The sequence below is a fragment of the Pedobacter sp. GR22-6 genome, assembly GCF_037402555.1.
Taxonomy (GTDB): domain Bacteria; phylum Bacteroidota; class Bacteroidia; order Sphingobacteriales; family Sphingobacteriaceae; genus Pedobacter.
Genome location: NZ_JBBEUC010000001.1, coordinates 1054878 through 1080735, shown reverse-complemented (window position 1 = coordinate 1080735; position 25858 = coordinate 1054878). Strand labels below are relative to the sequence as shown.

General features: G+C 43.2%; 28 protein-coding genes and 2 tRNA genes. 17 read left to right on the top strand and 13 right to left on the bottom strand.

The genetic code is table 11. The features are described from left to right. Positions 1 to 133: 133 nt before the first annotated feature. Complete coding sequence (gene pnp, locus WAE59_RS05015; RefSeq protein WP_337854840.1) at positions 134 to 2272, bottom strand: polyribonucleotide nucleotidyltransferase; 2139 nt, start codon at positions 2270 to 2272, stop codon at positions 134 to 136. Positions 2273 to 2423: 151 nt separating this feature from the next. Beyond that, positions 2424 to 2726, bottom strand: a complete 303-nt coding sequence (gene rpsO / locus WAE59_RS05010; RefSeq protein WP_337854839.1) for a 30S ribosomal protein S15 — start codon at positions 2724 to 2726, stop codon at positions 2424 to 2426. A 145-nt stretch (positions 2727 to 2871) separates the two neighbouring features. Here rpsO and WAE59_RS05005 point away from each other — a divergent pair, with 145 nt between their 5' ends. Then, positions 2872 to 3291 (top strand): acyl-CoA thioesterase, encoded by a 420-nt coding sequence (locus WAE59_RS05005; RefSeq protein ID WP_337854838.1) that lies wholly within the window; start codon positions 2872 to 2874, stop codon positions 3289 to 3291. 182 nt (positions 3292 to 3473) lie between these two features. Continuing rightward, positions 3474 to 4898 carry an MATE family efflux transporter gene (locus tag WAE59_RS05000; protein WP_337854837.1) on the top strand — a complete coding sequence of 475 codons (1425 nt, stop codon included), beginning with the start codon at positions 3474 to 3476 and terminating at the stop codon, positions 4896 to 4898. Here the strand turns inward: WAE59_RS05000 and WAE59_RS04995 are convergent. Together WAE59_RS04995 and WAE59_RS04990 are read right to left on the bottom strand one after the other, a co-directional pair. Beyond that, complete coding sequence (locus WAE59_RS04995) at positions 4895 to 5314, bottom strand: DUF983 domain-containing protein (RefSeq protein ID WP_337854836.1); 420 nt, start codon at positions 5312 to 5314, stop codon at positions 4895 to 4897. The two genes, WAE59_RS05000 and WAE59_RS04995, sit on opposite strands and share 4 nt — an antisense overlap. Before the next feature lie 82 nt (positions 5315 to 5396). Beyond that, entirely contained in the window at positions 5397 to 5978 is a 582-nt protein-coding gene (locus tag WAE59_RS04990; protein WP_337854835.1) for a Crp/Fnr family transcriptional regulator, read from the bottom strand. Positions 5979 to 6052: 74 nt separating this feature from the next. Between WAE59_RS04990 and WAE59_RS04985 the strand changes: the two genes are divergently transcribed. Beyond that, a complete protein-coding gene (locus WAE59_RS04985; protein ID WP_337854834.1) occupies positions 6053 to 6811 on the top strand; it encodes a DUF3575 domain-containing protein in 759 nt (252 codons plus the stop codon). A gap of 18 nt (positions 6812 to 6829) precedes the next feature. On the opposite strand, the gene WAE59_RS04980 is transcribed toward WAE59_RS04985, so the two are convergent. Continuing rightward, positions 6830 to 7816, bottom strand: coding sequence for a D-alanine--D-alanine ligase (locus WAE59_RS04980; RefSeq protein WP_337854833.1), 987 nt, complete (start codon positions 7814 to 7816; stop codon positions 6830 to 6832). Positions 7817 to 7971: 155 nt separating this feature from the next. On the opposite strand from WAE59_RS04980, the gene WAE59_RS04975 reads away from it, so the two are divergent. The 6 genes from WAE59_RS04975 (at position 7972) to WAE59_RS04950 (ending at position 12098) form a co-directional block, all read left to right on the top strand. Continuing rightward, positions 7972 to 8739, top strand: coding sequence for a PASTA domain-containing protein (locus WAE59_RS04975; protein WP_337854832.1), 768 nt, complete (start codon positions 7972 to 7974; stop codon positions 8737 to 8739). Between the two features lie 52 nt (positions 8740 to 8791). Beyond that, on the top strand, positions 8792 to 9817 hold the full coding sequence (mltG, locus tag WAE59_RS04970) for an endolytic transglycosylase MltG (RefSeq protein WP_337854831.1): 1026 nt from the start codon (positions 8792 to 8794) through the stop codon (positions 9815 to 9817). A 1-nt stretch (position 9818) separates the two neighbouring features. Then, positions 9819 to 10226, top strand: coding sequence for an acyl-CoA thioesterase (locus WAE59_RS04965; protein WP_337854830.1), 408 nt, complete (start codon positions 9819 to 9821; stop codon positions 10224 to 10226). Positions 10227 to 10235: 9 nt separating this feature from the next. Then, positions 10236 to 11225: a YihY/virulence factor BrkB family protein gene (locus WAE59_RS04960; RefSeq protein ID WP_337854829.1), complete on the top strand. Its 990-nt coding sequence runs from the start codon at positions 10236 to 10238 to the stop codon at positions 11223 to 11225. A 97-nt stretch (positions 11226 to 11322) separates the two neighbouring features. Beyond that, positions 11323 to 11407, top strand: a tRNA-Ser gene (locus WAE59_RS04955). 256 nt (positions 11408 to 11663) lie between these two features. Continuing rightward, the gene (locus WAE59_RS04950) at positions 11664 to 12098 is read left to right on the top strand and encodes a VOC family protein (RefSeq protein ID WP_337854828.1); all 435 of its coding nucleotides are present in this window, start codon (positions 11664 to 11666) and stop codon (positions 12096 to 12098) included. 154 nt (positions 12099 to 12252) lie between these two features. Here the strand turns inward: WAE59_RS04950 and WAE59_RS04945 are convergent, their stop codons facing one another. From WAE59_RS04945 to WAE59_RS04930, 4 genes are read right to left on the bottom strand one after another with little or no spacing between them, the layout of a single operon-like run. Further along, positions 12253 to 12420, bottom strand: coding sequence for a hypothetical protein (locus tag WAE59_RS04945; protein ID WP_337854827.1), 168 nt, complete (start codon positions 12418 to 12420; stop codon positions 12253 to 12255). Positions 12421 to 12436: 16 nt separating this feature from the next. Then, a complete protein-coding gene (locus WAE59_RS04940) occupies positions 12437 to 12913 on the bottom strand; it encodes a hypothetical protein (RefSeq protein ID WP_337854826.1) in 477 nt (158 codons plus the stop codon). Next, positions 12910 to 13209: a hypothetical protein gene (locus WAE59_RS04935; RefSeq protein WP_337854825.1), complete on the bottom strand. Its 300-nt coding sequence runs from the start codon at positions 13207 to 13209 to the stop codon at positions 12910 to 12912. The genes WAE59_RS04940 and WAE59_RS04935 overlap by 4 nt, the downstream gene beginning before the upstream one ends. Positions 13210 to 13227: 18 nt before the next feature. Beyond that, positions 13228 to 14022 (bottom strand): RNA polymerase sigma factor, encoded by a 795-nt coding sequence (locus WAE59_RS04930; RefSeq protein ID WP_337854824.1) that lies wholly within the window; start codon positions 14020 to 14022, stop codon positions 13228 to 13230. Positions 14023 to 14569: 547 nt separating this feature from the next. Between WAE59_RS04930 and WAE59_RS04925 the strand changes: the two genes are divergently transcribed. The 5 genes from WAE59_RS04925 to WAE59_RS04910 all read left to right on the top strand — a co-directional run bounded on the left by WAE59_RS04925 (position 14570) and on the right by WAE59_RS04910 (position 19511). Beyond that, positions 14570 to 14746, top strand: coding sequence for a hypothetical protein (locus tag WAE59_RS04925; RefSeq protein WP_337854823.1), 177 nt, complete (start codon positions 14570 to 14572; stop codon positions 14744 to 14746). Further along, complete coding sequence (locus WAE59_RS25830; protein ID WP_443147244.1) at positions 14703 to 14813, top strand: helix-turn-helix domain-containing protein; 111 nt, start codon at positions 14703 to 14705, stop codon at positions 14811 to 14813. Before WAE59_RS04925 ends, WAE59_RS25830 begins: the two co-directional genes overlap by 44 nt. A 264-nt stretch (positions 14814 to 15077) precedes the next feature. Then, positions 15078 to 15165, top strand: a tRNA-Ser gene (locus WAE59_RS04920). A 732-nt stretch (positions 15166 to 15897) separates the two neighbouring features. Further along, positions 15898 to 17505: an ice-binding family protein gene (locus tag WAE59_RS04915; RefSeq protein ID WP_337854822.1), complete on the top strand. Its 1608-nt coding sequence runs from the start codon at positions 15898 to 15900 to the stop codon at positions 17503 to 17505. Positions 17506 to 17573: 68 nt separating this feature from the next. Beyond that, positions 17574 to 19511 (top strand): OmpA family protein, encoded by a 1938-nt coding sequence (locus WAE59_RS04910; RefSeq protein ID WP_337854821.1) that lies wholly within the window; start codon positions 17574 to 17576, stop codon positions 19509 to 19511. 159 nt (positions 19512 to 19670) lie between these two features. Here the strand turns inward: WAE59_RS04910 and WAE59_RS04905 are convergent, their stop codons facing one another. From WAE59_RS04905 to yiaA, 4 genes are all read right to left on the bottom strand, one after another. Further along, positions 19671 to 20558, bottom strand: a complete 888-nt coding sequence (locus tag WAE59_RS04905; RefSeq protein ID WP_337854820.1) for a YwqG family protein — start codon at positions 20556 to 20558, stop codon at positions 19671 to 19673. Positions 20559 to 20662: 104 nt separating this feature from the next. Then, positions 20663 to 21061, bottom strand: a complete 399-nt coding sequence (locus WAE59_RS04900) for a type II toxin-antitoxin system VapC family toxin (RefSeq protein WP_337854819.1) — start codon at positions 21059 to 21061, stop codon at positions 20663 to 20665. Beyond that, positions 21058 to 21291 (bottom strand): type II toxin-antitoxin system Phd/YefM family antitoxin, encoded by a 234-nt coding sequence (locus WAE59_RS04895; protein WP_337854818.1) that lies wholly within the window; start codon positions 21289 to 21291, stop codon positions 21058 to 21060. The genes WAE59_RS04900 and WAE59_RS04895 overlap by 4 nt, the downstream gene beginning before the upstream one ends. Positions 21292 to 21616: 325 nt before the next feature. Then, a complete protein-coding gene (yiaA, locus tag WAE59_RS04890) occupies positions 21617 to 22084 on the bottom strand; it encodes an inner membrane protein YiaA (RefSeq protein WP_337854817.1) in 468 nt (155 codons plus the stop codon). Positions 22085 to 22214: 130 nt separating this feature from the next. Here yiaA and WAE59_RS04885 point away from each other — a divergent pair, with 130 nt between their 5' ends. The 3 genes from WAE59_RS04885 (at position 22215) to WAE59_RS04875 (ending at position 25633) form a co-directional block, all read left to right on the top strand. Continuing rightward, positions 22215 to 23696, top strand: coding sequence for a hypothetical protein (locus tag WAE59_RS04885; RefSeq protein ID WP_337854816.1), 1482 nt, complete (start codon positions 22215 to 22217; stop codon positions 23694 to 23696). A gap of 80 nt (positions 23697 to 23776) precedes the next feature. Further along, complete coding sequence (locus tag WAE59_RS04880; RefSeq protein ID WP_337854815.1) at positions 23777 to 24367, top strand: RNA polymerase sigma-70 factor; 591 nt, start codon at positions 23777 to 23779, stop codon at positions 24365 to 24367. Between the two features lie 93 nt (positions 24368 to 24460). Further along, positions 24461 to 25633, top strand: a complete 1173-nt coding sequence (locus WAE59_RS04875; RefSeq protein ID WP_337854814.1) for a FecR family protein — start codon at positions 24461 to 24463, stop codon at positions 25631 to 25633. Positions 25634 to 25858: the final 225 nt, after the last annotated feature.

Genomic DNA, 25858 nt, shown 5'->3' with positions numbered 1-25858 from the left:
AGATGAAATGCAACGCGAAGTAAATATAAGTAATTACCCCCCTTATCACCAAAAAAGCCCCACATATTGCGGGGCTTTCGGATTATTTTGATGCAATATCTACACTAAGGCAGATCCGCATTCGATATGTTGCTTACTGAGCAGGAGCTGCTTCCGGTTTCGGTGGACGAGGCAACAAAGCTTTTCTTGAAAGTTTCATCTTACCTTGTTTATCTACATCCAGCAATTTCACCTCTACTTTATCACCTTCTTTAAACACACCGTCCATCGTTTCTAAACGTGTCCAGTCGATCTCAGAAATGTGCAGCAGACCATCTTTACCTGGCATGATCTCTACAAATGCACCAAATGGCATGATAGATTTCACTTTACCCTGGTAAGTAGCACCGATCTCTGGCTTAGCAGCAATGGCATTGATACGGCTTACCGCAGCGTCAATTGCAGCTTTGTTATCTGCGAAGATCTCAACGATACCTTTGTTGCCCACCTCTTCAATAGAGATAGAAGCACCAGTTTCACGTTGCATCTCCTGGATGATTTTACCGCCTGGCCCGATTACCGCACCGATAAATTCTTTGTCAATGCTCAACGAAACGATACGTGGCGCATGGTCTTTGTAATCCTCACGAGGTGCAGAAATGGTTTTCTTCATCTCATTAAGGATGTGCAAACGAGCCTCTTTAGCCTGGTTCAAAGCGTTAGTCAACACTTCCCATTTCAAACCATTGATTTTCAAGTCCATCTGACAAGCAACGATACCTTTTTCAGTACCAGTTACTTTAAAGTCCATATCACCTAAATGATCTTCATCACCCAAGATATCTGAAAGGATCGCATATTTACCAGTTTTCTCATCAGTGATCAATCCCATAGCAATACCCGATACCGGAGCTTTGATTTTGATACCAGCATCCATCAATGCAAGTGTACCTGCACAAACAGTAGCCATTGAAGAAGAACCGTTAGATTCTAAAATATCAGAAACGATACGGATCGTGTATGGATTTTCTTCCAATCCTGGCAAAACTTTCTTCAATGAACGCATAGCCAGGTTACCGTGACCGATTTCACGACGACCAGCACCTCTGTTCGGACGAACCTCACCAGTAGAGAAACCAGGGAAGTTGTAATGCAACAGGAATTTGTTGTATCCATTGATGAAAGCACCGTCAATCATTTGCTCATCGTCTTTAGAACCTAAAGTAACGGTAGTCAAAGATTGGGTTTCACCACGTGTAAATACAGCCGAACCGTGAGCAGCAGGCAAATAACCTACTTCAGACCAGATCGGACGTACGGTACGTACATCACGTCCGTCTAAACGGATTCCTTCGTCCAATACCAGGTTACGGATGGCATCATACTGTACATCGTGGAAATATTTTTTAGAAAGGAAACCAGTTACATCATCAATGTCTTCGCCCAAAGTAGCGATGAAATCCATCAATACTGCACCGAAAGCATCGCCACGCTCACCTTTGCTGGTGTTGCTTTTTGCGATTGCATATACTTTATCGTAAGTAGCAGCGTAAACCTGCGCTTTCAACTCAGGGTTGCTGTCTTCGTGAGAATAAGTACGTTTTACAGTTTTACCTACCAGTTCAGTCAATTCTTTCTGAGCCTGAACCTGTACAACGATGGCTTTGTGTGCAAATTCGATCGCCTCTACCATTTCTGATTCAGAGATCTCATCACATTCACCTTCTACCATCACGATGTCGTTTTCAGTACCTGCTACCAAAAACTCCATATCGGCACGCTCCAAATCACTTACGTAAGGATTGATGACAAATTTACCATCGATCCTGGCAACACGTACTTCAGAGATCGGTCCGTTAAAAGGGATATCCGAAACTGCGATTGCAGCAGAAGCGGCCAAACCTGCTAAACAGTCAGGCATTATATTTTTATCGGAAGAGATCAGGGAAATCATCACCTGTGTATCAGAGTGATAATCTTCCGGGAACATCGGACGCAAAGCCCTGTCTACCAAACGGGAGATCAAAACCTCATAATCTGACAACCTGGCCTCACGACGAAGGAAACCACCAGGAATACGGCCTGCGGCAGCATATTTCTCCTGATAATCTACAGATAAAGGTAAGAAATCGACACCCGCCTTTGCACCTACCGTAGAAACTACAGTGGCCAATAACATGGTATCGCCCATTTTTACTACTACAGAACCATCAGCCTGTTTAGCCAATTTACCTGTTTCGATTTCGATTGTTCTTCCATCGCCCAAGTCGAACGATTTTTTTATTACATTCATTTAAAAGTTGTTGTGGTGTGTTTTCCTCTTTTCACACACCGGATTTATATATATTGTGTACTGAATTTCAATTTCAAAAACCCTCCGGGTTTTATTGCTGAACTAAAAAAAGCCATTCCCTAAAGAATGGCTTTCCTTGATATTATTACGATTATTTGCTGTCTCTTGAGCCCAAAGGTTTGATGATGTCCCTTAGTCCTAAGTTTTTGATGATAGCACGATAACGCTCGATATCTTTTTTGTATAGGTACGCCAAAATACCGCGACGTTTACCTACCAATTTTTGTAGTGACAACTGAGTAGAGAAATCTTTACGATTTTTCTTCAAATGCTCTGTTAAGTGTGCAATGCGGTAAGTGAATAACGCTACCTGACCTTCTGCAGAACCCGTGTTTGTTTCTACTTCGCCGTGTTTTTGAAAAATCTCGGCTTTCTTTTCTTTACTTAAATACATTCTTGAATGATACTAAAGTGTGTATAAATTAATTAATTGCTGCAAAGATAGTTTAAGTTTTAAATATTAGCAAGTATTGCGCATTTCATCCGGATAATCTTTTATTGGATTGTAAAGCTTATTTTTGTCGTCCAATTAGCTCAGCATGGAAAAGACGCAATACAGCATATTTGAGAGTGAACTGAGGGTACGCCCCGACGATATCGACATGTTCAATCACGTACACAACAGCAAGTATTTTGATTATGTACTGGCCGCAAGATACGACCAAATGGCAGAATTCTACAAAATGCCTATGGAATCTTTTCTGGAAAGCGGATTTGGCTGGGTAGTACGCACAGCGATGGTCGATTTCAAACGCCCATTGGTACTGGGTGACGTGATCATTGTGAGCACCGGCATCCTCACCATAAATGAAAAAGGCTGCCGCGTACAGTTTGAAATCAAAAACAAGCGAACAGGAAAAGTGGCTTCAGATGGCTGGTTCGATTATGTGATGATCGACACCCGCAGCGGAAAAGGCTGTAAAGTGACCGAAGAAATGATCCAGGCCTACTCTATATAACCAAAAGTAAACTCATTTAATCCAGGGTTATACTAAGCCTATAACTTCCATATTGGTAACAGGGAGCCAACAGGGACATAACAGGGGGATAACAGGGGCATTTAGCCTAAGTAAGGCCTGTTAACTTCGAATTAAATACTACCTGCCTATTTTTTACGGCTATTTACTTTAGATACTGATCTATGTCAACACATACACCAACAACCGGAAACATCACAAAGCTCATTGCGCTGATCCGACAGTCGATTAAAGGCGAAGAAATGGACTTCACAGAAGGGAGCATCCGTAAAGCAGTCGTGCTGCTGGCCATCCCTATGATGCTGGAAATGGCCATGGAATCCGTTTTTGCCCTGGTAGACCTTTATTTCGTAGGGCACCTGCACAACAGCAGTCATGCCATACAAACTGTCGGTCTCACAGAATCGGTACTCACGATTATTTATTCCCTGGCCATCGGCATGAGCATGGCCGCAACAGCAGTTGTTGCCCGCAGGGTTGGCGAAAAAGATCCTGTAGCCGCTGCAAAAGCCGGTATGCAGGCCATATTATTGGCTGTAGCCGTCAACCTCAGCATCAGCATTGCAGGTCTGATCTATGCCACCGACATCCTACTCCTCATGGGGGCATCTGCAGAAACAGCAAGTCAGGGCACTCCCTTTATACGCATCATGATGGGCAGCAGCACGATCATCGTTCTCCTGTTCCTGATCAATGGAATATTCCGGGGTGCCGGAAACGCAGCCATTGCAATGAAGAGCCTCTGGATCGCCAATATTGCCAACATCATCCTCTGCCCGCTTTTGATCAATGGGCTGGGACCTGTACCTGCATATGGACTGACCGGAGCAGCTATAGCAACCTGCATAGGTCGTGGACTGGGCGTTTGTTATCAAATCTATCACTTAGCCAACGGAAAAGGTATACTTAAAATCAAACTGAGCTATTTTAGTCCACAAATCGAACAAATCAAAGCACTATTGAAAATTGCTACTCCAGGGATCTTTCAATTTGTAATTGCCTCCTGCAGTTGGATCTTCCTGGCGCAACTCGTGGCCAGTACGGGCAGCGACCATGGTTCTGCCGGTTACCAGACCGCTTTGAGGCTGATGATGTTTTTTATGTTGCCGGCCTGGGGCATGAGCAATGCTGCCGCCACATTGGTGGGACAAAATCTGGGTGCAAAAAAGCTCGACCGTGCAGAACAATCGGTGATGAAAACCATGAAATATGTAGTGATCTATATGGCTACGGTCATGCTCATTACTTTCTCCCTCTCCCATTATTTTATCTCCTTCTTTACTAACGATGTAATGATCAGAACAGTCGCGCAGCAGGCCCTGCACATCATGAGCATTGGCTACATCCTGTATGGCCTGGGTATGGTATTGATGAGTACATTTAATGGCGCCGGCGATACCTGGACCCCAACCTGGGTCAATTTCTTTGGCTTTTGGATGTTCCAGATCCCCCTGGCTTATTTCCTGGCAAAGTATATGGAAATGGGTCCCATAGGAGTCTTTATTGCCATCCCCACAGCAGAAACAGGCATAGCTATCACTGGCTATATCCTCTTCAGAAGAGGTAAATGGAAAAGCATCAAGGTTTAAGATGCCTGAGTTCCAACAGCTCCTTTTTCTGAAAGCTCCGGAATGAATTTCATTCCCGGTGTCAGCCAATGCAACAGAAATACACGGGAAAAGCGATAGTTGATCGGGGCGAATAAAAATACGCCAACCACTATGATCGCTACATAAACCCATAGGTTTTCATAAGTAAGCGCTACACCCAATACATAGGCCGCCACACTGATCGAGATCATTTCTGCCACATTCATCGCATAGCTAATGAACATCGCGACATAGAAGAATCCCGGCTCTCTTTCAAAGCGCAGGTTGCAATGTGAACAATATTCATTTGTCACCTGACCTTTGAAGGAATAGGTACTTCCAGAGAAGATGGGGCCTTTGCGACATCTCGGACATTTGCACTCGACTATGGCCTGAAATTTAGATATTGCTTTCATAATGGAACAAAGTTAGGACATACATTTTTGTCAATTTATGATCCAGGTCACAATTGGACATTTACAGCTGCTTTAGCTACATCTAAACTTTGATGAGCTTTCCCCTGACCAGCTTTAATTCTGCCTGTGCGGCCAGCTTTTTTATGGTACGGATCACTGTCTCTACCCGGAGGCCTGCCATATCGGCCAGTTGTTGTCTCGTGACCTTCAGTTCTGCGTCTTTATCAAGGTCTTTGAAAAGATAATTGAGTAAGGTACGGATCCGGTGTTCAGCCTGTTCGTTGGCCAGTTCTTCCAGCATCATCGACTTATAGAACAGCCTTTCACTGAGGTTCTGGATGAGTTTCCTGCTAAAGACAGTATTTTCGTCCAGAAATTTGAAGAAAGTATCCCGGTACACGGGAATGATCTCGCAGTCCTGCATCGCTATGGTATAGGCCAGGTAAGGTTTGTTCAGGATCAATGCCGGTTCACCGAAATAGTCATTTGCCTTAAAGATACCCTGGATAAATTCCTGTCCCTCCGCGTTGACCGTCACCATTTTTACTTTTCCGGATTTGATAAAATAAACCGCACGGGGAGCAGCATCCGGGGGATAGATCACCTCTCCCTTCGCATAATCATGAACCTTAAAACCATTGGCTAATAAATAATTGACTGTCATTATTTAAAGTATGTCCTTTACGCGGGATTTTTAAGTAGTTTTGAAAAAATCAAATATAACGAAATTACAAGTGTATGAAACAAACCTTTACCAAATCCATGTTCACAATGGCATTGATGCCATTGCTATTTTCAGCTGGTGCTGTACTGGCCCAGGAAACGAGTCCGGCTGAACCGGAATACAAAAATCAGGTAAAATGGAACGTACCCGCAGCATTTTTGAAGAATTTCACGTTTCAGTATGAGCGTGCGATAGCTAAAAAAATATCCGTTGGTGTTCATGTACGTTTTGCATCTAAGTCTAAACTGCCTTTTCAGGGGACCATCGAGAGCCTGATTGACGACAAAGAGGCTTACGACCGGATTAAAGATTTCAAGACAGGCAATTTCTCTATTTCTCCTGAAGTGCGGTTTTACCTGGGTGAACAGGTATTTAAGGGCTTTTACCTGGCGCCTTTTGGAAGTTACAGCAGTTACAATGCCTCCGGTCCCTTTCGTTTCCAAAGCTCACAGGGTACGCTTGACATGCCATTGGAGGGAAACATTAAAACCATTTCCGGCGGATTGTATATCGGTTCGCAGTTTAATGTCAGCAAACGAGTGGGTTTAGATCTGTTCATAGGCCCAAATTTTGGTGCATTATCCGGAACCATCTCAGGGAAGAAAACATTGAATACGGACGAGCAGAATGGCTTGAGAAGTGGTCTTAACGACCTGGAAGAAATTCCGATGGTCAAAAGCAAATACACCGTTGATGGAAATGGGGCTTCGGTTGACCTCGACGGCAATTGGCCTGGTCTTCGGGCGGGCTTGAGTGTGGCCTTTAGGTTTTAAAGGCCACACGATGGTGTCTTAACCGATCGTTTCTGTGACCAGCTTGGTATAAAAGTCACTCAGTTTCATATCCATAGCAGCTACTTGCTGGGGTATGAAACTGGTTGCAGTCTGACCAGGTATGGTATTGATCTCAATGAAATAGAATGCCCCCTCGTCGCCGGTCAGGATAAAATCTATGCGCACTACCCCGCGGCAGTTCAGTTTAATATAAACCTGCTTCGCAATTTCTGCTACACGCAGACGGGTTTCTTCCCTGATGGGAGCCGGTGTCGTTTCCGTGGCCACGCCAGGGGTATACTTGGCTTCAAAATCAAAAAACTCCTTTGCTGTTTCCACCTCTGTGGCAGGCAGCACCCTGATTTCTCCATCCAGCTTCACCACCCCTACTGTAAATTCCCTGCCGGAAATGAACTCTTCAATGAGGATTTGGCTATCTTCCTGAAATGCGCGTTCCACTGCTGCTTCCAGATCAGCAGCTTCATTGACCTTAGTCATGCCAATACTGCTTCCACCATTATTTGGCTTCACAAAATATGGGGTCTTTAGTTCTGTTTTCAGTAAGCCCAGATCGTAAGCGGCGTCTTTAAAAATCTGCGCAGATTTGGCGACGTGCAATTCAGGGATGTCCTGCACGATGGCCTTGGTGTACCCTTTGTTCATCGTGATGGCCGAAGTGAGCGCGTCACAAGTGGTATAAGGCAAGCCCAACATGTCGAAATAGCCTTGCAATTTGCCATCCTCGCCGGGAGAACCATGAATGGCGATAAACACACCATCAAATTTGATTTTCCGGCCTGCAATGTTCAGGGAGAAATCGTTTCTGTCTACCTCAATCTTTACCGAGTCTGCCGGTTCATAAAACCAGCCCTGTTTGCTCAGCATGATCTTGTACACTTCAAATTTTTCCGGGTCGAGGTTCTGTGCTATGGTTGCGGCACTTTTCACTGAAACCACCCATTCACCTGTGGTTCCGCCAGTTAGTAAAGCGATTGTTTTTTTCATGCTATTGTTTGTTCATTGGGATACAGCAGGCAAATATAATTGAGTTGATGAATGATGTGATTTTAATTCCAATAAAATATTTTTTTAGCCTAAATTTGAACGATATCCTTATCAGTACATAAAAAGGGACAAGCAAAACGCAACAGCACAACAGCATGGGCAAATTCATCGCATATTTAAAAACCAAATCTTTCAGAAACAACTTATTAGCAGCGGTCAGCACCGTTGCCATCCTGTTGTTCATCGCATTCTTCAGCTTGCGGTATTACACCAAGCATGGTCAGGGACTGAATGTACCTGCCCTGAAAGGGCTATCCTTTACGCAGGCGGTAGGTAAGCTTGAAGAGCTGGGACTGCGGTTTGAAGTGGATTCCGTGTACGTGATGGACAGCCCTCCCGGAGTGGTACTGGATCAGGATCCCAATCCGAATACCTTTGTAAAGGACAACCGTACCATTTACCTGACGGTAAGTATGAACACTGCACCAAATGTAAAATTCCCCGACATCGAATTTAAGACTTTGTTACAGGCAAGGGCAATCATTGAAAATTTTGGTCTGAAACTTGGGGATACCAGCTACAAAGCGGATCCTGCGAGAGATGTGGTATTGGAAGCTTCTTACGGTGGTAATCCGCTCAGCGTTGGACAGGTCATTCCTAAAGGTTCCAGAATAGATTTTGTACTGGGCGACGGAAAAGGCAACGAAGAAGTGGACATTCCGGAATTGGTGGGACTGACCAAGGATGAAGCATTGTTCTCACTGAGAGGTGCGGTGCTGAACCTGGGAATGATCAGTTATGAAGGCGAGATCACCGATACGGCAAATGCAGTGATCGTGAGACAAGAGCCTTTCCGCACGGATTCCCTGAGCAAGGTGAAAAAAGGGACACCAGTGAACATAACCCTTTCCAACAAAAAATAAGATACGATCATTCAGTTATATGTCAAACGAAACAAATCAGAAAAAATCAGGCATGAAGTCAAAGGTAATATTGGGCGTCTTATTCCTCATTGTGGTAATTGGAGCTTATTTCGGATTCCAGTTCTACACCACCTATTTTGCAGCCAATGTGAGTGGAAAAGAAAAATATCTTTATGTCAGGACCGGATATAGCGCAGATGATGTCTATAAAGAGATCCGTATGAAAAATGCATTGAACGATATGTCCTCTTTTACAAAGGCGGCCGGAAAAATGGGTCTTGCCCGTTCACTAAAACCAGGGCGTTATAAACTTTCCAAAGAGATGAACAACCGAAGCCTGATCAATATGCTAAAAGCAGGCAACCAGGATCCTGTAAAACTTAAATTCCAGAACATCAGGAAAAAAGAAAATTTCGCAGGCTACCTGGCCAAAAACCTGGAGTCTGATTCCCTCACTTTCATTAAGCTACTGGATTCTGCGGGACTGATCGAAAAGTACGGCTTCAACCAGGAAAACATTTACACGATGTTCATTCCAAATACTTATGAAATGTACTGGAACATCACTCCTTTAGAATTTTTCAACAGGATGCAAAAGGAGTATGACGGATTCTGGACCCCTGCACGCAAACAAAAAGCAGCAGCCCTCAACCTGACACCAGTGCAGGTGTCTGTTTTGGCATCTATAGTAGATGCGGAGGCTTTGTACGACAAAGAAATGCCGATCATTGCGGGTCTGTACCTCAACAGGCTGAATAAAGGAATTTTACTGCAGGCAGACCCTACGGTGATCTATGCCAACAACGACTTTACCGTAAAACGAGTTACCGGCCCCCTGCTTAGGGTAGATTCCAGGTACAACACCTATAAATACGCAGGTTTGCCTCCCGGTCCCATCATGATGCCTAGCATCAATGCAATTGATGCGGTACTGAACAAGGACAATAACAATTACATTTATATGTGTGCAAAGGAGGATTTTTCAGGCTATCACAATTTTGCGGTGACCCAGGCAGAGCATGAAGTCAACGCCAGAAAATACAGAGAGGCACTCAATAAACGCAACATCTTTAAATAATATGTATACCAGCAGCTGCAAAATAAGGGTGAGGTATGGAGAGACGGACCAGATGGGTTACGTTTATTATGGCAATTACGCAGAATACTACGAAGTGGCCCGTGTAGAGATGCTGAGGAGCCTGGGCATGGATTATGCAGCGATGGAGCGCAGCGGGGTCATGATGCCCGTACTGGAACTCAACTGCAAATACATCAAGCCGGCTTTGTACGACCAGGAACTGACCATCAAAACCACGATTGAAGAACTTCCCGGGGTACGCATCCATTTCAAGTATGAAGTGTTCAATCCGGCTGAAGAACTGATCAATATCGGGAAGACCACATTGGTATTTGTTGACATGGAGAAGAACCGGCCTTGCCAGCCACCGGCGGATTTTATGGGTAAATTAAGTGTATTTTTCGACTAAAAAGAACAGATGGAGTGGGTACATAAGCAGCTTTTACGGATCAGAATCTATGCGATGTTCATCGACTGGACGAAGGTCTGCATATTGCCTGGGTTTAGCCCCCTGCCCCTATACACTGTCGCTTCTTTTTTCTTTAAAGAGATTGGCAAAGATTCTTTGGTCAACAAAGCATCTTCGCTAGCATACAACTTCATGCTGGCCATTTTTCCCGCCATCATCTTTTTATTTACGCTGATCCCTTTTATTCCTAAAAGGATCGGTTTTCAGGATAAACTGCTCCAGCTGATCACCCTGGTGCTACCGGCCGATGCCTATCAGGCTTTCAGCGACACGCTGGATGAGATCGTCCACAAACAAAACCGTGGTTTGCTTTCCGTGGGTTTCTTTTTATCGCTCTTTTTTGCCACAAACGGTATCCACAGCCTGATGATGGCCTTCAACAAGTCATCGCTGATCATAGAGACCCGCAGCTGGTTTAAGCAGCGCATGATGGCCATTTTGCTGACCTTGGTGATTGCCTTATCGGTAATTGTTTGTATCACCGCCATGTTCGTAGGTGAACTCGCTTTGGGTTATATAGATAGTGAACTTAAAGTAAAAGATGGCCTGATGTCATTTGCCATTGACCTTACGAGGTGGGCATTGCTGGGCATTCTCTATTTTGTAACGATTTCCATCCTCTACAAGTATGGGCCTGCACATGCCAAAAAATGGAGGTTCCTGAGTGCGGGTTCCTGGCTGGCTACCATCCTGGCCTTCCTCACCATCTGGGGCTTTTCTTTTTACATCAACAACTTCAGTGCCTACAACAAAATATACGGTTCTATAGGAACATTGATCGTGATTATGATCTGGTTGTACCTCAATTCGCTGATACTTCTGATCGGATTTGAGTTGAACGCCAGCGTAGATCTTTCGAAACGCAGTGTAAAAATCATCAAGCCGAACTTCAACATGTTCAAAAAAAGGGCTTCAGAGCCTGATGAAGCCGAGAGATAACATTTTTTTCCAACTCATTTTTAAGCGGTTATAAAGTTTTCATGAATTAATTGGTATCATTATTTGCAGAACCAAGCTGTATTTGTACTTTTGCGGCGGAGAGTTGGCAGAGTGGTCGATTGCGGCAGTCTTGAAAACTGTTGAGTGTAATAGCTCCGGGGGTTCGAATCCCTCACTCTCCGCAAAAGTGCAAAAGCGCGTGTTTTTAGAACATGCGCTTTTATTTTTATATGGCATAATTCATACTTCAGAATTTTATCGACCATGTCATTGGCCATCTGTTCACGAAGGTTATTTGGCGATATATCATTTGACTCTACTGACTTGTTGACTATCGGTATGATATGGGTTTTCCTTAACAGTCGACATGAAGATATTTTTATGTTAAACACTTTTTTTGCTTAATTTCAAATAGCAAACCATTTAACTATAAAAACTATGAAAGCAATTAATCCCTGGATTAACTTCAATGGAAATGCTGAAGCAGCATTCAATTTTTACAAATCAGTTTTTGGCGGAGAATTCACAAAAGTTGTTCGTTTCAAGGACCTGGCAAACGATGAATTTCCAGTCTCAGAAAATGAAGCAGATAAAATCATGTACATATCCCTTCCCATCGGGAAAAACAATGTATTGATCGCCAATGATGTTCCCGAAATCATGGGGCCAACAAACGAAAATGAGAACAGGTCAAAAATAGCTGTGAGTGCAGATAGTCGTGAAGAAGCGGATAAGGTGTTTCATGGACTTTCGGCAGGAGGAGCTATTGAAGGTGCCATTGGCGACACGCCCTGGGGTTCATATGCCGGAATGTTTAGGGACAAGTATGGCATTGAATGGATCGTGGAATTCGACCCAAATGACAATGGCTAGATTTTATCGCCAACCTGTATAGCTGGAGCAGGACAAGACAAGTTAACTTATAATTAACGCCCATAACGCGGCTATTCTGCGGATATTCTGCGGACATTGTGCGGACTAAGCCGATCAGCAGCCGGAAAACAACCAATAATACAGCGACAAATTATTAACGAATTATAAAACACTGCCGCTTCACCTTCAAGACAGCCAGCAAATCCTGTACCTTGGCATAGTACAACACCAGCACCACCCGCTCCCGCTCAGATAGCCGCTCTGGTTCCATGGACTGGGCATAGTGCAGGAACTGGCTCAGCAGGAAATGCGCTTCATGCACAGCTCCGGCTTCGGTGTTATGATGCTGCGCTTTCACGGGCCAATGATTTCTGGTAAGGCCTGATCAGGCGGTTCAGGTTAAACTCCTCCGTCCAGTACTCTTCCCCGCTCCCGTAGGCATAGGCTTTGAAATGGGCGATGCCACCTTTAGTGACCAACAATTGCTCCGCTTCCAGCCTGTTCCCCTGCCGCTGCAGCGCATCCAGTTCCTCAGCATCCAGAGTGATGAAGGACTGATCCTGATGTGCCGGCATCAGGTCATGCTCCAGGATCTGCTGATCAGGGATATGGAAATAACCCAAAGGCGCATCCCAATAGCTCAGGCAGTGGAAGTCCTGCCCTGCGTAAAACTCCTCGATGGTATATAAGCGGTAGCTGACCAGTTCCAGCCATTCGGGGCTGAGCTGTATGATCGCATAATTGATCGGGTCATACTCAGCTCTTGTATTGGCCTTTATGAGCAGGTAAGGTTTAGGTTGTTTAGCTCTTTTCATATTTTTTTCTCTTTTTGATACGCTTCCCAGCTGTTGAGGGCAAACAGGTACCTGCCCACCTTCATACTGGAAATGCCCAGTTGAGCGCCAATCTGCGTGTGTGTCATTGTTTTTAGATCGTGTAAGTGTTTAATTTCAAAGGCCATCTCATAAATCCGGGGTTTCAGCGGTTTGGGCGGAGGCAATGCAGAAGTATCCGCTTTACGCTGTCTTAAACTGCCGTTTTTGGGAAGGTCTTTCGTGTAATAAAAGGCCGTAGAAAGTTTGACCCCCAGTTGCTTTGCTATTTCCGTCATGCCCATCGTCTTCTGCCGTTAAAGCCGGATCACCTCAGACCGCATACTTTCCTTTTTGGGCTTTGTAGTCCTGACTATGGGGTTCTTGGTCCTAGTAATGAGTTTCTTGGGTCTCGCAACGGGATTCTTAGGCCTGCCAGCCCTTCGCTTCAATTTTGGAGCTTCATTTGGCAGCTCCATTGCAAGGCTGATCTCGGCCAGGCTTCTATAGCTGCTGGACTGAAGCCGGCGCTGTGCTTTGGTGATCTTGCGCCGAACAGTCCGCAACCTGTCTTCATCAAAATAGCTACGCAAATGTGCTGTTGCCTTTCTTAGACGCGTCTTTATAGTGCCCAGAGGTATCGCCAGCTGCGCTGCCGCTTCCAGATGGGTATATCCCTGGAAATATACCAGTTCCAATACCTCCCGCTGCTTTTCTTCCAGCTTTGCTACGATTTCCCTCAGGCCGATGGCGTCGATATTCAAGCCCCTGGATTTAAACTGTTCCAGGCATTCCGGATGATCCCCAAGACACATTGATCTGCTGAAAACCCTGTAAGCTTGGGACCTGTAGGTATCTATTGCCGTGTTGCGCGCGATGTTCAGCAGCCAGGTATACACCCTGCCCTTGCCCGGATCATAGTTCCTGCCCTCCGACCATACCTTCAGCCATACCAGTTGCAGGGTATCTTCGGCTATGGCCCTGTCTTTGATCACCTGAAGAACCACATTCAGCAATGCCCTGCTGTACATCTGGTACAGGATGCCCAGCCCTTTGGATGCTCCGGTCTTCAATACGGCTACGAGTTCTTCTTCTGAAAGTATGGTGTGCATAGCAGAGGTCTTTTTATATGGTTTGGGCATGGCGATGCCATTACGCGTGGTCGATTTGTTTTTTAATGGTTATAGAAAGAAAATGGGTTCAGCTTTTAGGCTGGATGATGAGGGATGGCTTAGATTGGATTTTTAGGCTTCTTGGCAAAGAGGGATGCCTGGCGGCTGAGGCCGAAGGGAGGGTTAAGGAATTGAACGGTTAATTGCTTCATCTCATCAAACATTAGTGTTTAAATAAGCCTATGAAAAGAGTACCAAGCAAAATGACGTGAAGCTCAATTCATCGTACTGGAGGTACTGGTATACCGGGACACGACAAAAAGAGCCCACGCCATTTAGCGTGAGCATCTTCACCGTCGCCTTGTGTCCTTTCGAATTACCAGTTTTCCAGTACAAGACTCTAGTGTAATGCTTCTAACATTTTCAGAAGAATTACAAAAATAACATTACCTATATAATTTTTGTTGTTTCATAATGCTAAGATACTAAAATCAAGTGGTACACCCAACTATACCAAATCTTTTTTCTACAAAACTGATCTTTCACTATGAATACAGGTGATTTAGAATCATTGAGGGATCAGTTAGGAAAACGTATAAAATACTTGCGTGAAAACAAAGGTTTCGGTGTGAGGCAATTTGCGTTAATAGCTGAAATAGAGCATCCCCAACTTATCAATATTGAAAAAGGGAGAGTTGATTTTAAAACTTGCAACAATTTATAAAATTGCAAAAGCATTGGAAATGGAAATAAAAGATCTATTTGATTTTATACCGAACCAAGAAAAATAATTATTTCCACCACTCATAAATAGACGGCGTATCAATCTGTCTCCTACCCCTTATTGAAATCTCTAAGATTATGCGTTGTTTAACGCAAAAATAAAGGAGACTTTTCGCTACTACTTCTAAAATCTGCGAATTGTTGTTTCTACGATAAAACATAAGCCATTTACAGTAAAAGACTTACATTATACTCCGTAAGAAACATTGATAAATATTCAAAATAAGCCATTTTGAATTTGCAAAATCGGATCGTATTCGTACTTTTGCGGCGGAGAGTTGGCAGAGTGGTCGATTGCGGCAGTCTTGAAAACTGTTGAGTGTAATAGCTCCGGGGGTTCGAATCCCTCACTCTCCGCCAAAATGGTGTCAAAAACAAAAAAGCCTGCAAATCGTATGATAGCAGGCTTTTTTGTTTTTGAAATACATCAAAAAGCATATGTTTTCTCACATGATAGGTAAGTTACTCGGAGAGTTAACAGCAAAAGGTGAGTTAATGGTTACATAAGTCTATATAGCTGCAAACCAACAATTTCAATCGTTGAACATTTTAATTTGATTAGCCTGCAATGCTAAATTTGTTTCACCCTTTAATGTTAAATCATTATGAAAACCAATTTCAGCTTGCGCTTTTTTCTAAAAAAAACCTAAAAATCATCAGGGAGGCCCATTGCCTAATATAAAATTCTACCTTAAGTTACTTTAAGTTAATATGCCCTGTAATTAATACAAAGTTAGTCATACAACTACAGATTTTTAGCTTATAGTTTAATTCTGATAAGCCAAGTTTTTTTTTTGATGAGGCATTAAGTACATCTGTTCGCTTGTGGGTTGCTAAATCAACCCTAATGCTAATTGCTTAGTTGGTAATTAAAAGTAACGGCATTTGCTTTGCAAGATAGGGTTGTATAAAAGCACCTGACTAGTCTTTACTGCCCAATGACAGCAAAGCCTAAGTTGTAAAAACTTAGTTTAGATCCTACCCGAAAGAGCCCGTAACCTGCAGTTTATTTACTCCCATAACACCTACTTATTTCGACTTTACTCCACGTAAGTTAACGCCCAAATTTCACAAAATACTTAAACACCAATTATGAATTTAAATCTTTCCTTTTTAAGGAATAGCACTGCTGCGCATCAAAGCCGGGGCTATTCTAAGGTACATGCTACCTTCCTATTATTACTAACCGCTCTTGTAGTTTTTATTGCGGGTTGCCAGAAAGACGATTTTGGTGGTGAAATTTTCGGCAATTGCCCAGTAGTAACTACCGATCCTATTAACGGCGCCATAGATGTGCCAGTAAACAAGGTTATCGGATTAACTTTTAATACCGATATGAAGGGTTCTACCGTGAACGCAACAACTGTTTTGTTAAAGCAAGGCAGTACTGCAATAGCAGGTATAGTTGGACCCGCAGCAAATGGGAAATTGTTTAGTTTTGACCCGACAGCAGACCTCCTACCCTTTACCACCTATACCGGAACGGTTACTACGGGTGCGAAAGACACTTTGGGAACAGCAATGGCGGCAGATTATGTATGGACTTTTACTACTATACCTCGTATTACTATAGTAGCTAACCCTGTTTTAGGCGGAACAACAACTGGTGCGGGCGATTTTACCCAAGGTTCATCAGTTACCGTAACTGCTATACCAAATGCAGGTTACACATTTACCAATTGGACTAAGGTAGGTGCGCCAACCGTAGCACTTTCATCTAACCCAAGTTACCAGTTTAACATGGCAGGTAATATTGATCTGGTAGCTAACTTTAGCCAGGTTGCAACGTTTACAGTTCTTGTTACACCAAATCCTTTGGCAGGTGGAATAACAACTGGATCAGGCACATACGCTTCAGGAACTTCTGCGACAATCAGGGCCATAGCTAACAGTGGTTTTACTTTTATTGGCTGGAGCGGAGATGCTACGGGATCTACCAATCCATTAACCTTAACTGTAAATTCAAATAAGAACGTTATTGCAAACTTTACCGCTGGTGGTCCGATTGTTGGTGCAGCTAATGGTCCAATCCTTCCAAGTCTAGGTGGTGCTGCTAATTTCTCTATATTGACAAAAGCTGGTATATCTACTACGGGGATCACGCTGATAAATGGTGACATTGGTGTAAGTCCATCTGCGGCAACTTCAATTACGGGCTTCGGCTTAATTATGGACGCAAGTGGACAGTTTTCACGCTCGCCTATTGTAACGGGCAGAATTTATGCCTCTGATTATGCCGCACCAACACCAGCTAATCTAACTACTTCGGTATCCAATATGGAAACTGCTTATACCACCGCAAATGGTTTAGTTACACCAGCTCCGGTACTTGAAAGAGGTGCAGGAAATATCTCTGGTTTAAACTTGGCACCTGGTTTATACAAGTGGAGCACGAGCGTATTGATAGATCCTAACACAACAGTCACCTTAACTGGTGGGGTCAACGATACTTGGGTATTCCAGATTACACAAAATCTTACCGTTAACAACGGAGCGAGAATCATCCTTCAAGGTGGTGCACAGGCCAAAAATATCATGTGGGTAGTTGCTGGTCAGGCGACGTTCGGAACAACTACAAACTTTAGTGGTAATATTTTGAGCAAGACCTTAATCTCTACAAACAACGGTACCATCATTACTGGTAGGCTATTGGCACAAACTGCGGTTACCTTAATCGGAACCATTGTCATACAACCCTAACAAAGCATGCCCGCCAACTGGCGGGCATCTTTCATTATTAATTAGCTAAATATTAATTTAAAAACATTATGATGTTACTTATAAATAAAAATAAAGCAGCATTGATCATCTGCTCGCTACTGATCATTTTGAGCCAAAGTGCTGCTTTTGCTCAATATACACAGCCCAAATGGTGGTTCGGTGTATCAGGTGCGGCAAACCTGAACTTCTATAGTGGCACAACACAGCGTCTAGACAATTCCTTAATCGTGCCCACAGCTTTCCATAAAGGTAATGGCGTACGCCCGTTTGGCTCTATATTGATAGAATATCGCCCTGCCAGCGTATTAGGTTTTATGCTAAACCTGGGATATGATGGCCGAGGTGGCAAGTTTGACGATGTAGTGGCGCCATGCAATTGCCCAGCTACATTAGAAACCAACCTTAGCTACATTACCGTTGAACCTAGCTTACGCTTGGGAATTCCGAAATCGAACCTGTTCTTTTTTGCCGGCCCACGTGTGGCATTCGGATTGCAGAAAGGGTTTGAATATACCCAGCTTAAACAAGAAGATAAAGAGGGAGATTTTAGCGAAATGAACACCACTGTTTTTTCTGGACAGGTTGGAATGGGATATGATTTTCCAATTACTTCGGTAAACAGCAAAATAAGCGCTTCCCTTTCCCCTTTCGTTTCTTACCATCCATACTTTGGTCAGGATGCACGTAATATAGAAAGCTGGTCAGTATCTACCGTTAGAGCAGGTATTGCTTTAAAATTTGGAAGAGCTGTAAAGGTAAAGGAGCAAGCTCCAGTGGCAGCAGTGCCGGCGCGTGATATTACGTTTACGGTACGTGCGCCTAAATCAATTCCTTTAAAACGTTTGGTAAGTGAAACATTGCCACTTCGTAATTCGGTGTTCTTTAATGAGGGTTCTACTTCAATCCCTACTCGTTACGTATTGCTTACAAATAGTCAGGCATCAGCCTTTCAAGAGGTTTCTTTACAAAACGAACAAACTCCAAATATCGATGGCCGTTCCGCCAGACAGTTAAACGTGTATTATAACATCCTTAACATTTTGGGTGATAGAATGAGGGCTAATACTAGTGCTACGATTTCATTAACGGGATCTTCAGCCAATGGACCAGCAGAAGGTAAAGTATTTGCAGAAACGATTAAACAATACCTGGTATCGGTATTCGGAATTGATGCTTCGAGAATGGCTACTGTTGGACGCACTAAACCAGTAATCCCATCAGAACAACCAGGCGGCACAAAGGAATTGGTGCTACTTCGTGAAGGGGATCGCCGTGTAGATATTACCAGCGCATCACCCGAATTGTTGATGGAAGTTGGTGGCGGCATGATGAAGCCAGTGCAGATTTTAGCCACACAGGTTGATCCTCTGGATAGTCATGTGATCTTCAATGTGAATGGTGCTAATACAGTGCTCAAATCTTGGACGCTAGCCCTTACCGACGAAAGTGGAACCATGAAGCGTTACGGGCCATTTACACGTGAGCAGGAAAGTATGACTGGAACTTCAATCTTGGGAAGCAACAAATCAGGCACCTACAAAGTGGTGATGGAAGGTGAATCGAAAAGCGGGTTGCCGATAAGAAAAGAAGCTACAGTGGCATTGGTTCGTCAGGAGGAAACGATAGATAAGGGATACCGTTACAGTATATTGTTCGACTTTGATAAATCAACCTCAATTGCTTCATATGACAAGTTTTTAACCGAAGTGGTTTCACCTTTGATTACTTCAGGTTCTACGGTTATTGTACATGGCCACACTGATGTCATTGGAGAAGAAGAATATAATCAGAAACTTTCAACCAGCAGGGCAACGGCAACGCAAAGGGTCATTCAAAAAGCCTTAACAAATGCGGGCAAAATCAATGTCACTTTTGAAACCTTCGGTTTTGGGGAGGATGTAAACCGTACACCGTTTGAGAATAACTTCCCTGAGGAACGCTTTTACAACAGAACCGTGATCATTGATATCATTCCAGGCAAATAATTAATTATTAAGTAATGATAAATAGGCCAATCGTAAGACTGGCCTATTTTTATGATACTAAAAAAGCGTTTTATGGATATGGGTTCAATTCCCCCACTCTCCGCATCTTTGTTTTAAAACCTGCTACATGCAATCCATGATGGATCACCTGTCTTTGTCTCAGTGACAGTCCCAGTTGTATAGTATTTTTGAAAAATCCTTGTTCGAAAGAGCAACCGGGTCGATAAAAAAGTTGCCAACCCCAACATCTCCCCACATGATATGGTCATCGGAATCCATCTGGAAAAGCAGTGTGTAATCCCTAAACTTAGACTCCTCATCACGAGGATCCCATTGGGTAAAATAAGCATAACCACCAAGCTTATGACCAACTGGAGAAAAGTTGCCAAATATGGCGTCCTCGATCTCTCTTCTCAATTGTGGGTGATCAGCTATGATGTCGTCCATTTTGAAGCCAGCTTCATCACCGCCCTTTACGTCCCCCGTGCCTACGTATTCTGTTTTAAGTTGAAACGCTAAGGAATGAGGCTTGTAGACTGGCGAATAGTCGCCTTTCAGTACTCCGTCTAAAAATCCCATATCTTCCCGGGGATCTCCCAGCTCAGCTTCTTCAAAAAACATCACCTTGAATTCGCTCGGAACATCCTTTTCAAAACTAAGCCCGTAGGTATCATCAGCTGCAATATAAAACTGCAGATAGCCCGAAGAGGGAAAATGCTCCAGGTGTGGAAGCTCGCTGAAGTTGATCTGCGCCAGGGGATAAAGGAAATTACCCTCCCTGTCCTTTGGGTATTCAAAACCTTTCGGGACACATGGATAATGACCAAACTTGCTCTGGCGTAAGGAAAGGTTTTCATCAGGTGTCGCCTTAATGGCTATAGTCTCCCTTTTAGTCGGTTCTATCTGATCCATGTGATCGGCCAGCACTCTGGGCAAAGTTAGTGAGGGGCTAATTGACACCGGTTCCAGCAATACATTTTTTGCAGCTTGTTCAGCACTCTGATTTTCCACTTTATTTCCGAATAGCCGGTTCAAGAATGATTTCATAACCTAAAGATATAGAAAGGAAATATTCCAAAGGAGAAAATTTATGCCTGAAAAAGCAAGCGATAATTTCCTTGAACTGTTTTTCCGTTGTTAATGGGTCGGTACTACCATAATTGCTTAAGGCCAACAGATTTATACAGCGCGATATTTTCGTCTTTGCTTAAAAGCGTGAGGTTATTATTTATAGCTTGCCAGATCAACATTCTGTCAAAAGGATCACGGTGCCAACTTGCATTTAATTTATGATACCCGGCCGACTCAACCGGCAATAGCGGCAACAAACTGAATCCAGTTTCTTCAGAAAGCTTTGGAAGATCCTCAGGAAGAATGTTATTTAAATTCAACTTTCCCAATCTATATTTTAAAGAAATTTCCCAGAAGGTAACGGAACTAACAAAGACCTCATGGGTAGCGTCTTCAAGAATGCCTATCACCTTTTTAGAAAGCTTCTTATGGTCGGTAATGGCCCATAATAAGGTATGGGAATCGAGAAGAAAACTCATCCAATCAAGTCCTCCTCAGACATTTTAAAATCATCTTTAAATACTACTGTCGCCTTTCCTTCTAAAATGCCAAGCTTGCGTGCGGGCTTTTCAATCAGGGATTCCGGCAGAAAATAACCAACGATTTCTTTTTTTCTCCCATAAGTAACTGCAAAACCAATACCTGCTTTTACCTGCTCCAAAACTTCAGCAAAATGAGTTTTAAATTCTCCAACTGTCAGTGTCTTCATTTCCTACGACTACAAATAGTTTGTATATGTAGCTATACAAATATACAAACAACTTAACAAGTTGACAAGTTGATTTAAGTTTTGAGCGATTGATCCTGACAGATTTAATTGTGAGGCGACGGTAGATGATTGACAAGGCAAAAGGGGCGCAGTATTGCTACATTGCCCCTAATGCTAATCATCCCTATTGAGAGCGAAGATATTTATTTTTCAATATTCAGCCAAACCCTAATAAATTTAAGTGAAAAATACCCAATAACGGTGAGGTATTATATAAACCCCGCAGGCTTGCCAGGCAAGACGCTGCGGGGTGGCAACCGCTACGTTACAGTTCCTTATCCTCCAGCAATTTTGCGTCACGGGTATTCTTTTGTACGGCAATAGCCGAAAACATGCTCAGGCAGAATGCCATGGCATAAAAGCCTTTTTCACTTAGTGCAAGATCTGCGTTCCACAGTCCAACCGTTAATAGTACCATTGCTGCGATAGTGGCAAACCAACTCAAGCTGTAGTAAAGATCCGTAACGGCGAGTCCTTCAGCCCTGTCCCTGACGCTTTTTTGTACAGAGATCACGGCAAATAAGCCAAATAATAAAATGGTGAAATAATAGCCTTTTTCGTTCAGTTCCATACCTGCATTCCATAAACCGATGCAATAGCCCACTGCCCCTGTTAATAAGGCAAACCAGGAGGCCCCAATAAATGCAGCAGTCGGTTTAAAGGGATTTCTAAGCGTGTCACTATGTTTTACGATGGTTGAATTTTCTTCTGTTCTTTGTTTTAGCGGTTCCATATTATTTTGTTTTTAGATTAATATGAATGCTAATGTCGGAGGTAAAACAACGCTAAAAAAGCAAGAATTTTAAAATTACTGACGATATAGTTTTGTAATTATCGTAATTTACATCCATTAAATTAACCATATGGATGCAATAAAGGAGTTGATCAACCTACTCAACAGCACAGACAAAAAGCTCTTCAGGCAGTTTCTAGCGCGCAAAAATAAAAGAAGCGATGTGAAAAATCTGCATTTGCTAGATTTGATAGAAACTGACGATATAGATGGCTTAAATAAGCTTTATGAATCCGAGAATAATGATGCATACCATGCTTTGCGCAAAAGACTACAGGATAATTTGCTGCTATTTTTGTCGCAGAAAACCTTTGAAAGCAATCATTCTGAGACCTATGATGCATTGCGCCTGATTGTGGTAGGCCGCTTTTTGTTGGAAAATGATGTGGTCAAGATCGCATTCAAATGTTTGAATAAGGCCGAACGCCTGGCTGAACATCTGGAGCAATTCAACTTACTGAATGAGCTCCTGTTATTGAAGATACAGTATGCCCACCTGCCTGGAGCGGAAGAACTTGAAGCGCTGACCGCACGCTTTCTAAGGAACCAGTCGGATATGCAACGCGAGGCTAAGCTGAATATCGCTTACGCATTCTTGAGGCAGGAACTACAGGAGATCCACCTGAAAGGGAAAATCGTGAATTTGACAGCCCTGATATTGAAGACAGTACGGAAATACAAGATTTCCATCCAGGACCTGATGACCTATAAATCAATTTACCAAATTCTCTTCATCGCCAATGAATACGCAGCGATACAGCAGAACTACGGGCTGATCGAGCGTTACGTCAAGCGTACGAACCGATTCATGCAGAGCCAGAGGGATACAAAACAGTCTTATCTTTTTTACCACATCTCCATCTTGTATTTCCTGGCAAACTTCCATCTTCGGCAAAAGGATTTCTCTGGAAGTGTATCCCATCTCAAAGACATGATGGATTTAATGCTAAAGGATAGTAGATATTATACGCTCTTCTATTTGCGCCATCAGTTGCTCTCCGGACTCAACCTGTTCTTCACGGGCTCCGCTGAAGATGCGACCGCTCTATTGCAGGATTCACTCTCAAAGGCAAAGCATACAGATAAGCCGGAAGATATAGAGGATTTGCGAATCTGTCTGACCATGTTTTTAGCACTATGTAATGACCGGGGAAGTTTGAAACAACTGGCCTTACTAACACGGAGCGATGCCTGGTATGAAAAAAAGATGGGTATGTTATGGACCATTCGAAAGCACCTGATGGAAATCCTGGTCCATGCACAGTTTTCCAACATCGAGTTGGCCATGTCCCGGCTAAGCAGCTTCCGACGGCGGTACAAAAAGTACCTATTGAAAACTTCTGAGGAGCGTGTGCTTGTGTATTTAAAGTTAGTTGAAAAATATTTATTGAAACCAAATGTAGCCTTTGAAGCGTCCTACAGGAAATCCGTTTTAGAGCAGCTGGACAAGTCAGAAAATAACGACATCTTCACATTGAGCTTTATCACATGGCTGGTAGCGCGCTGGGATAAAAAGACAGCCTATGAAATCGTTCTTCCACTCCTGACATAACCGGATTTGAACCATAAAATGCCAAAATTATTTATCATTAATGCTAATATTTCTTAATATTACACAAAAACGAGTAACTGATGAGGAACAGGGAGCTTTTAGACGAGAGTGTTCTGCTGGCGAGGATCGCTATTGGGGATGAGCATGCGTTTAGAAAGGTTTTTGAGCATTATCAGGCTAACATGTATACTTTCGCACAAAAAATAACCCGATCCAATTCAGATGCAGAAGAGGTAGTACAGGATATATTTATGAAGGTTTGGTTTGATCGGAATCATCTACTCAGCGTTGAGAATTTTGGTGCTTACCTCAACCGCCTGGTCAGAAATCATGCCTTAAACCTGTTGCGCCATGCAGCAGTAGTGACCAAAGCGAAAGCGGCAATAGAACTCAGCAGCAGTGATAACGATCTCGGCACCCAACAGGCCCTCGATTATAAAGAAACAAAAGAACTCCTGGACAACGTACTGAACCGCCTGCCAGAGCAGCAGAGACGGGTATATGCCTTGTGCCACCTTGAAGGACTAAAATATGATGAAGTCGCCGCACAACTGAACATTTCTTCAGATACGGTACACTACCACATGAAGCTGGCATTGGCGACAATCCGTAAGCATTTTAAGCAACATGCACTGGCCTATCCGGCACTCCTGATGCTTTTTTTAAAATAATTTAAAAATTGACTACCCCCTGCCCTTCCTGAAGTGTCAATGTTATTGAAGTAAGGCAAAATTACTTTAAACCAAAACTAACCAAATAGACACATGAACAACGATCAGCGCCGCGTTTCTGACCTATATCATAAATATTTATCAAAAAACATCACAGAAGAGCAGCGGCTTGAATTTTTGGGTTATGTACAACATCCGGATTATACCGACTTTATACAGGAGTTGATTTCCGAAAGCTATGAACATCCGGAAGTACTCAACAGTTTGAGCCCTGAGACTAAAGACCGGATTTTTCAAACCATAGTCAATAAGCAGAAAAACAAAATAGCTAAAGTACTTCCTTTATGGACACGCATCGCAGTGGCAGCGGCCCTTACTGCCGTCATTTTTGGAGCGGGTCTTTTTTACATGCGCAATGCCCCCCACCAGGAACGATCAAACAGAATTACTTATAAAAATGATGTACTTCCGGGTACATCGGGAGCCACACTGACCCTTTCAAATGGAAAGAAAATCAGGCTCAGCGACACACAGAACGGTGAACTGGCCAAAGAAGCTGGTGTGATCATTACAAAAGCCAAAAACGGAGAAGTGATTTACCAGGTAAAAGGCGATCCGGCTGCACTCAGCAAACTCAATACCTTATCGACTACAAAAGGAGAAACTTATAAAATACGTCTACCCGATGGTTCCTACGTTTGGCTAAACTCTGCCTCAAGCCTCACCTACTCCACCAAACTTATTGAAAAAGGCAAGCGGATGGTAAAACTTCAGGGCGAAGGTTATTTTGAAATTGCTAAAGACAGGTCCCACCCTTTCGTCGTGACTACCGATAAACAGACGGTAGAGGTATTGGGTACGCATTTTAACATCAATAGTTATCCTGATGAATCAGTTGTGGCCACAACGCTGATAGAGGGGTCTGTGAGTGTAAATTCAGGAAAATTCAAACAAGTAATTAAGCCAGGTGAACAGAGCATCAACAACGGCACTGACATCAAAGTGAATGCTGTGAGTACTGAAAATGTGGTAGATTGGAAAAATGGCGATTTTAACCTGGACGAGCTTGACTTCAGGGTAGCCATGCGCAAAATAGCCCGCTGGTATAACATAGAAGTGATCTACGATGCCTCTGTACCGCAGCATATGAAATCCGGAGGCTGGATTTCCCGCAACAGAAGCCTTTCAGCAATACTCAGACATATTGAATCCTCCGGACAGGTTCATTTTGAAATCGAAGGACGGAAAGTTTATGTTGCCAAATAGAAACAAACATATAGTCAAAAATTAAAAGGAGATGAGAAATATTTACTAATGAAACATTGATGTAAAATAAGCAAACCAGAAGTGTAGCACTCCTGGTTGCGTTTGGAACAATTTATAAATCACAAAGTGTTAACGCAGCAAGCCAACAGTTTTCGACCGCCGAAGGCAGACTGCTTTAGAACCAAAACTAACCAAATGTACCGAATTTATACTAAATCCAGTATA

Coding starts and splice junctions, on each gene's coding strand:
- pnp (WP_337854840.1), bottom strand. CDS start 2,272: ATGAATGTAATAAAAAAATCGTTCGACTTGGGCGATGGAAGAACAATC.
- rpsO (WP_337854839.1), bottom strand. CDS start 2,726: ATGTATTTAAGTAAAGAAAAGAAAGCCGAGATTTTTCAAAAACACGGC.
- WAE59_RS05005 (WP_337854838.1), top strand. CDS start 2,872: ATGGAAAAGACGCAATACAGCATATTTGAGAGTGAACTGAGGGTACGC.
- WAE59_RS05000 (WP_337854837.1), top strand. CDS start 3,474: ATGTCAACACATACACCAACAACCGGAAACATCACAAAGCTCATTGCG.
- WAE59_RS04995 (WP_337854836.1), bottom strand. CDS start 5,314: ATGAAAGCAATATCTAAATTTCAGGCCATAGTCGAGTGCAAATGTCCG.
- WAE59_RS04990 (WP_337854835.1), bottom strand. CDS start 5,978: ATGACAGTCAATTATTTATTAGCCAATGGTTTTAAGGTTCATGATTAT.
- WAE59_RS04985 (WP_337854834.1), top strand. CDS start 6,053: ATGAAACAAACCTTTACCAAATCCATGTTCACAATGGCATTGATGCCA.
- WAE59_RS04980 (WP_337854833.1), bottom strand. CDS start 7,816: ATGAAAAAAACAATCGCTTTACTAACTGGCGGAACCACAGGTGAATGG.
- WAE59_RS04975 (WP_337854832.1), top strand. CDS start 7,972: ATGGGCAAATTCATCGCATATTTAAAAACCAAATCTTTCAGAAACAAC.
- mltG (WP_337854831.1), top strand. CDS start 8,792: ATGAAGTCAAAGGTAATATTGGGCGTCTTATTCCTCATTGTGGTAATT.
- WAE59_RS04965 (WP_337854830.1), top strand. CDS start 9,819: ATGTATACCAGCAGCTGCAAAATAAGGGTGAGGTATGGAGAGACGGAC.
- WAE59_RS04960 (WP_337854829.1), top strand. CDS start 10,236: ATGGAGTGGGTACATAAGCAGCTTTTACGGATCAGAATCTATGCGATG.
- WAE59_RS04950 (WP_337854828.1), top strand. CDS start 11,664: ATGAAAGCAATTAATCCCTGGATTAACTTCAATGGAAATGCTGAAGCA.
- WAE59_RS04940 (WP_337854826.1), bottom strand. CDS start 12,913: ATGAAAAGAGCTAAACAACCTAAACCTTACCTGCTCATAAAGGCCAAT.
- WAE59_RS04935 (WP_337854825.1), bottom strand. CDS start 13,209: ATGACGGAAATAGCAAAGCAACTGGGGGTCAAACTTTCTACGGCCTTT.
- WAE59_RS04930 (WP_337854824.1), bottom strand. CDS start 14,022: ATGCACACCATACTTTCAGAAGAAGAACTCGTAGCCGTATTGAAGACC.
- WAE59_RS04925 (WP_337854823.1), top strand. CDS start 14,570: ATGAATACAGGTGATTTAGAATCATTGAGGGATCAGTTAGGAAAACGT.
- WAE59_RS04915 (WP_337854822.1), top strand. CDS start 15,898: ATGAATTTAAATCTTTCCTTTTTAAGGAATAGCACTGCTGCGCATCAA.
- WAE59_RS04910 (WP_337854821.1), top strand. CDS start 17,574: ATGATGTTACTTATAAATAAAAATAAAGCAGCATTGATCATCTGCTCG.
- WAE59_RS04905 (WP_337854820.1), bottom strand. CDS start 20,558: ATGAAATCATTCTTGAACCGGCTATTCGGAAATAAAGTGGAAAATCAG.
- WAE59_RS04900 (WP_337854819.1), bottom strand. CDS start 21,061: ATGAGTTTTCTTCTCGATTCCCATACCTTATTATGGGCCATTACCGAC.
- WAE59_RS04895 (WP_337854818.1), bottom strand. CDS start 21,291: ATGAAGACACTGACAGTTGGAGAATTTAAAACTCATTTTGCTGAAGTT.
- yiaA (WP_337854817.1), bottom strand. CDS start 22,084: ATGGAACCGCTAAAACAAAGAACAGAAGAAAATTCAACCATCGTAAAA.
- WAE59_RS04885 (WP_337854816.1), top strand. CDS start 22,215: ATGGATGCAATAAAGGAGTTGATCAACCTACTCAACAGCACAGACAAA.
- WAE59_RS04880 (WP_337854815.1), top strand. CDS start 23,777: ATGAGGAACAGGGAGCTTTTAGACGAGAGTGTTCTGCTGGCGAGGATC.
- WAE59_RS04875 (WP_337854814.1), top strand. CDS start 24,461: ATGAACAACGATCAGCGCCGCGTTTCTGACCTATATCATAAATATTTA.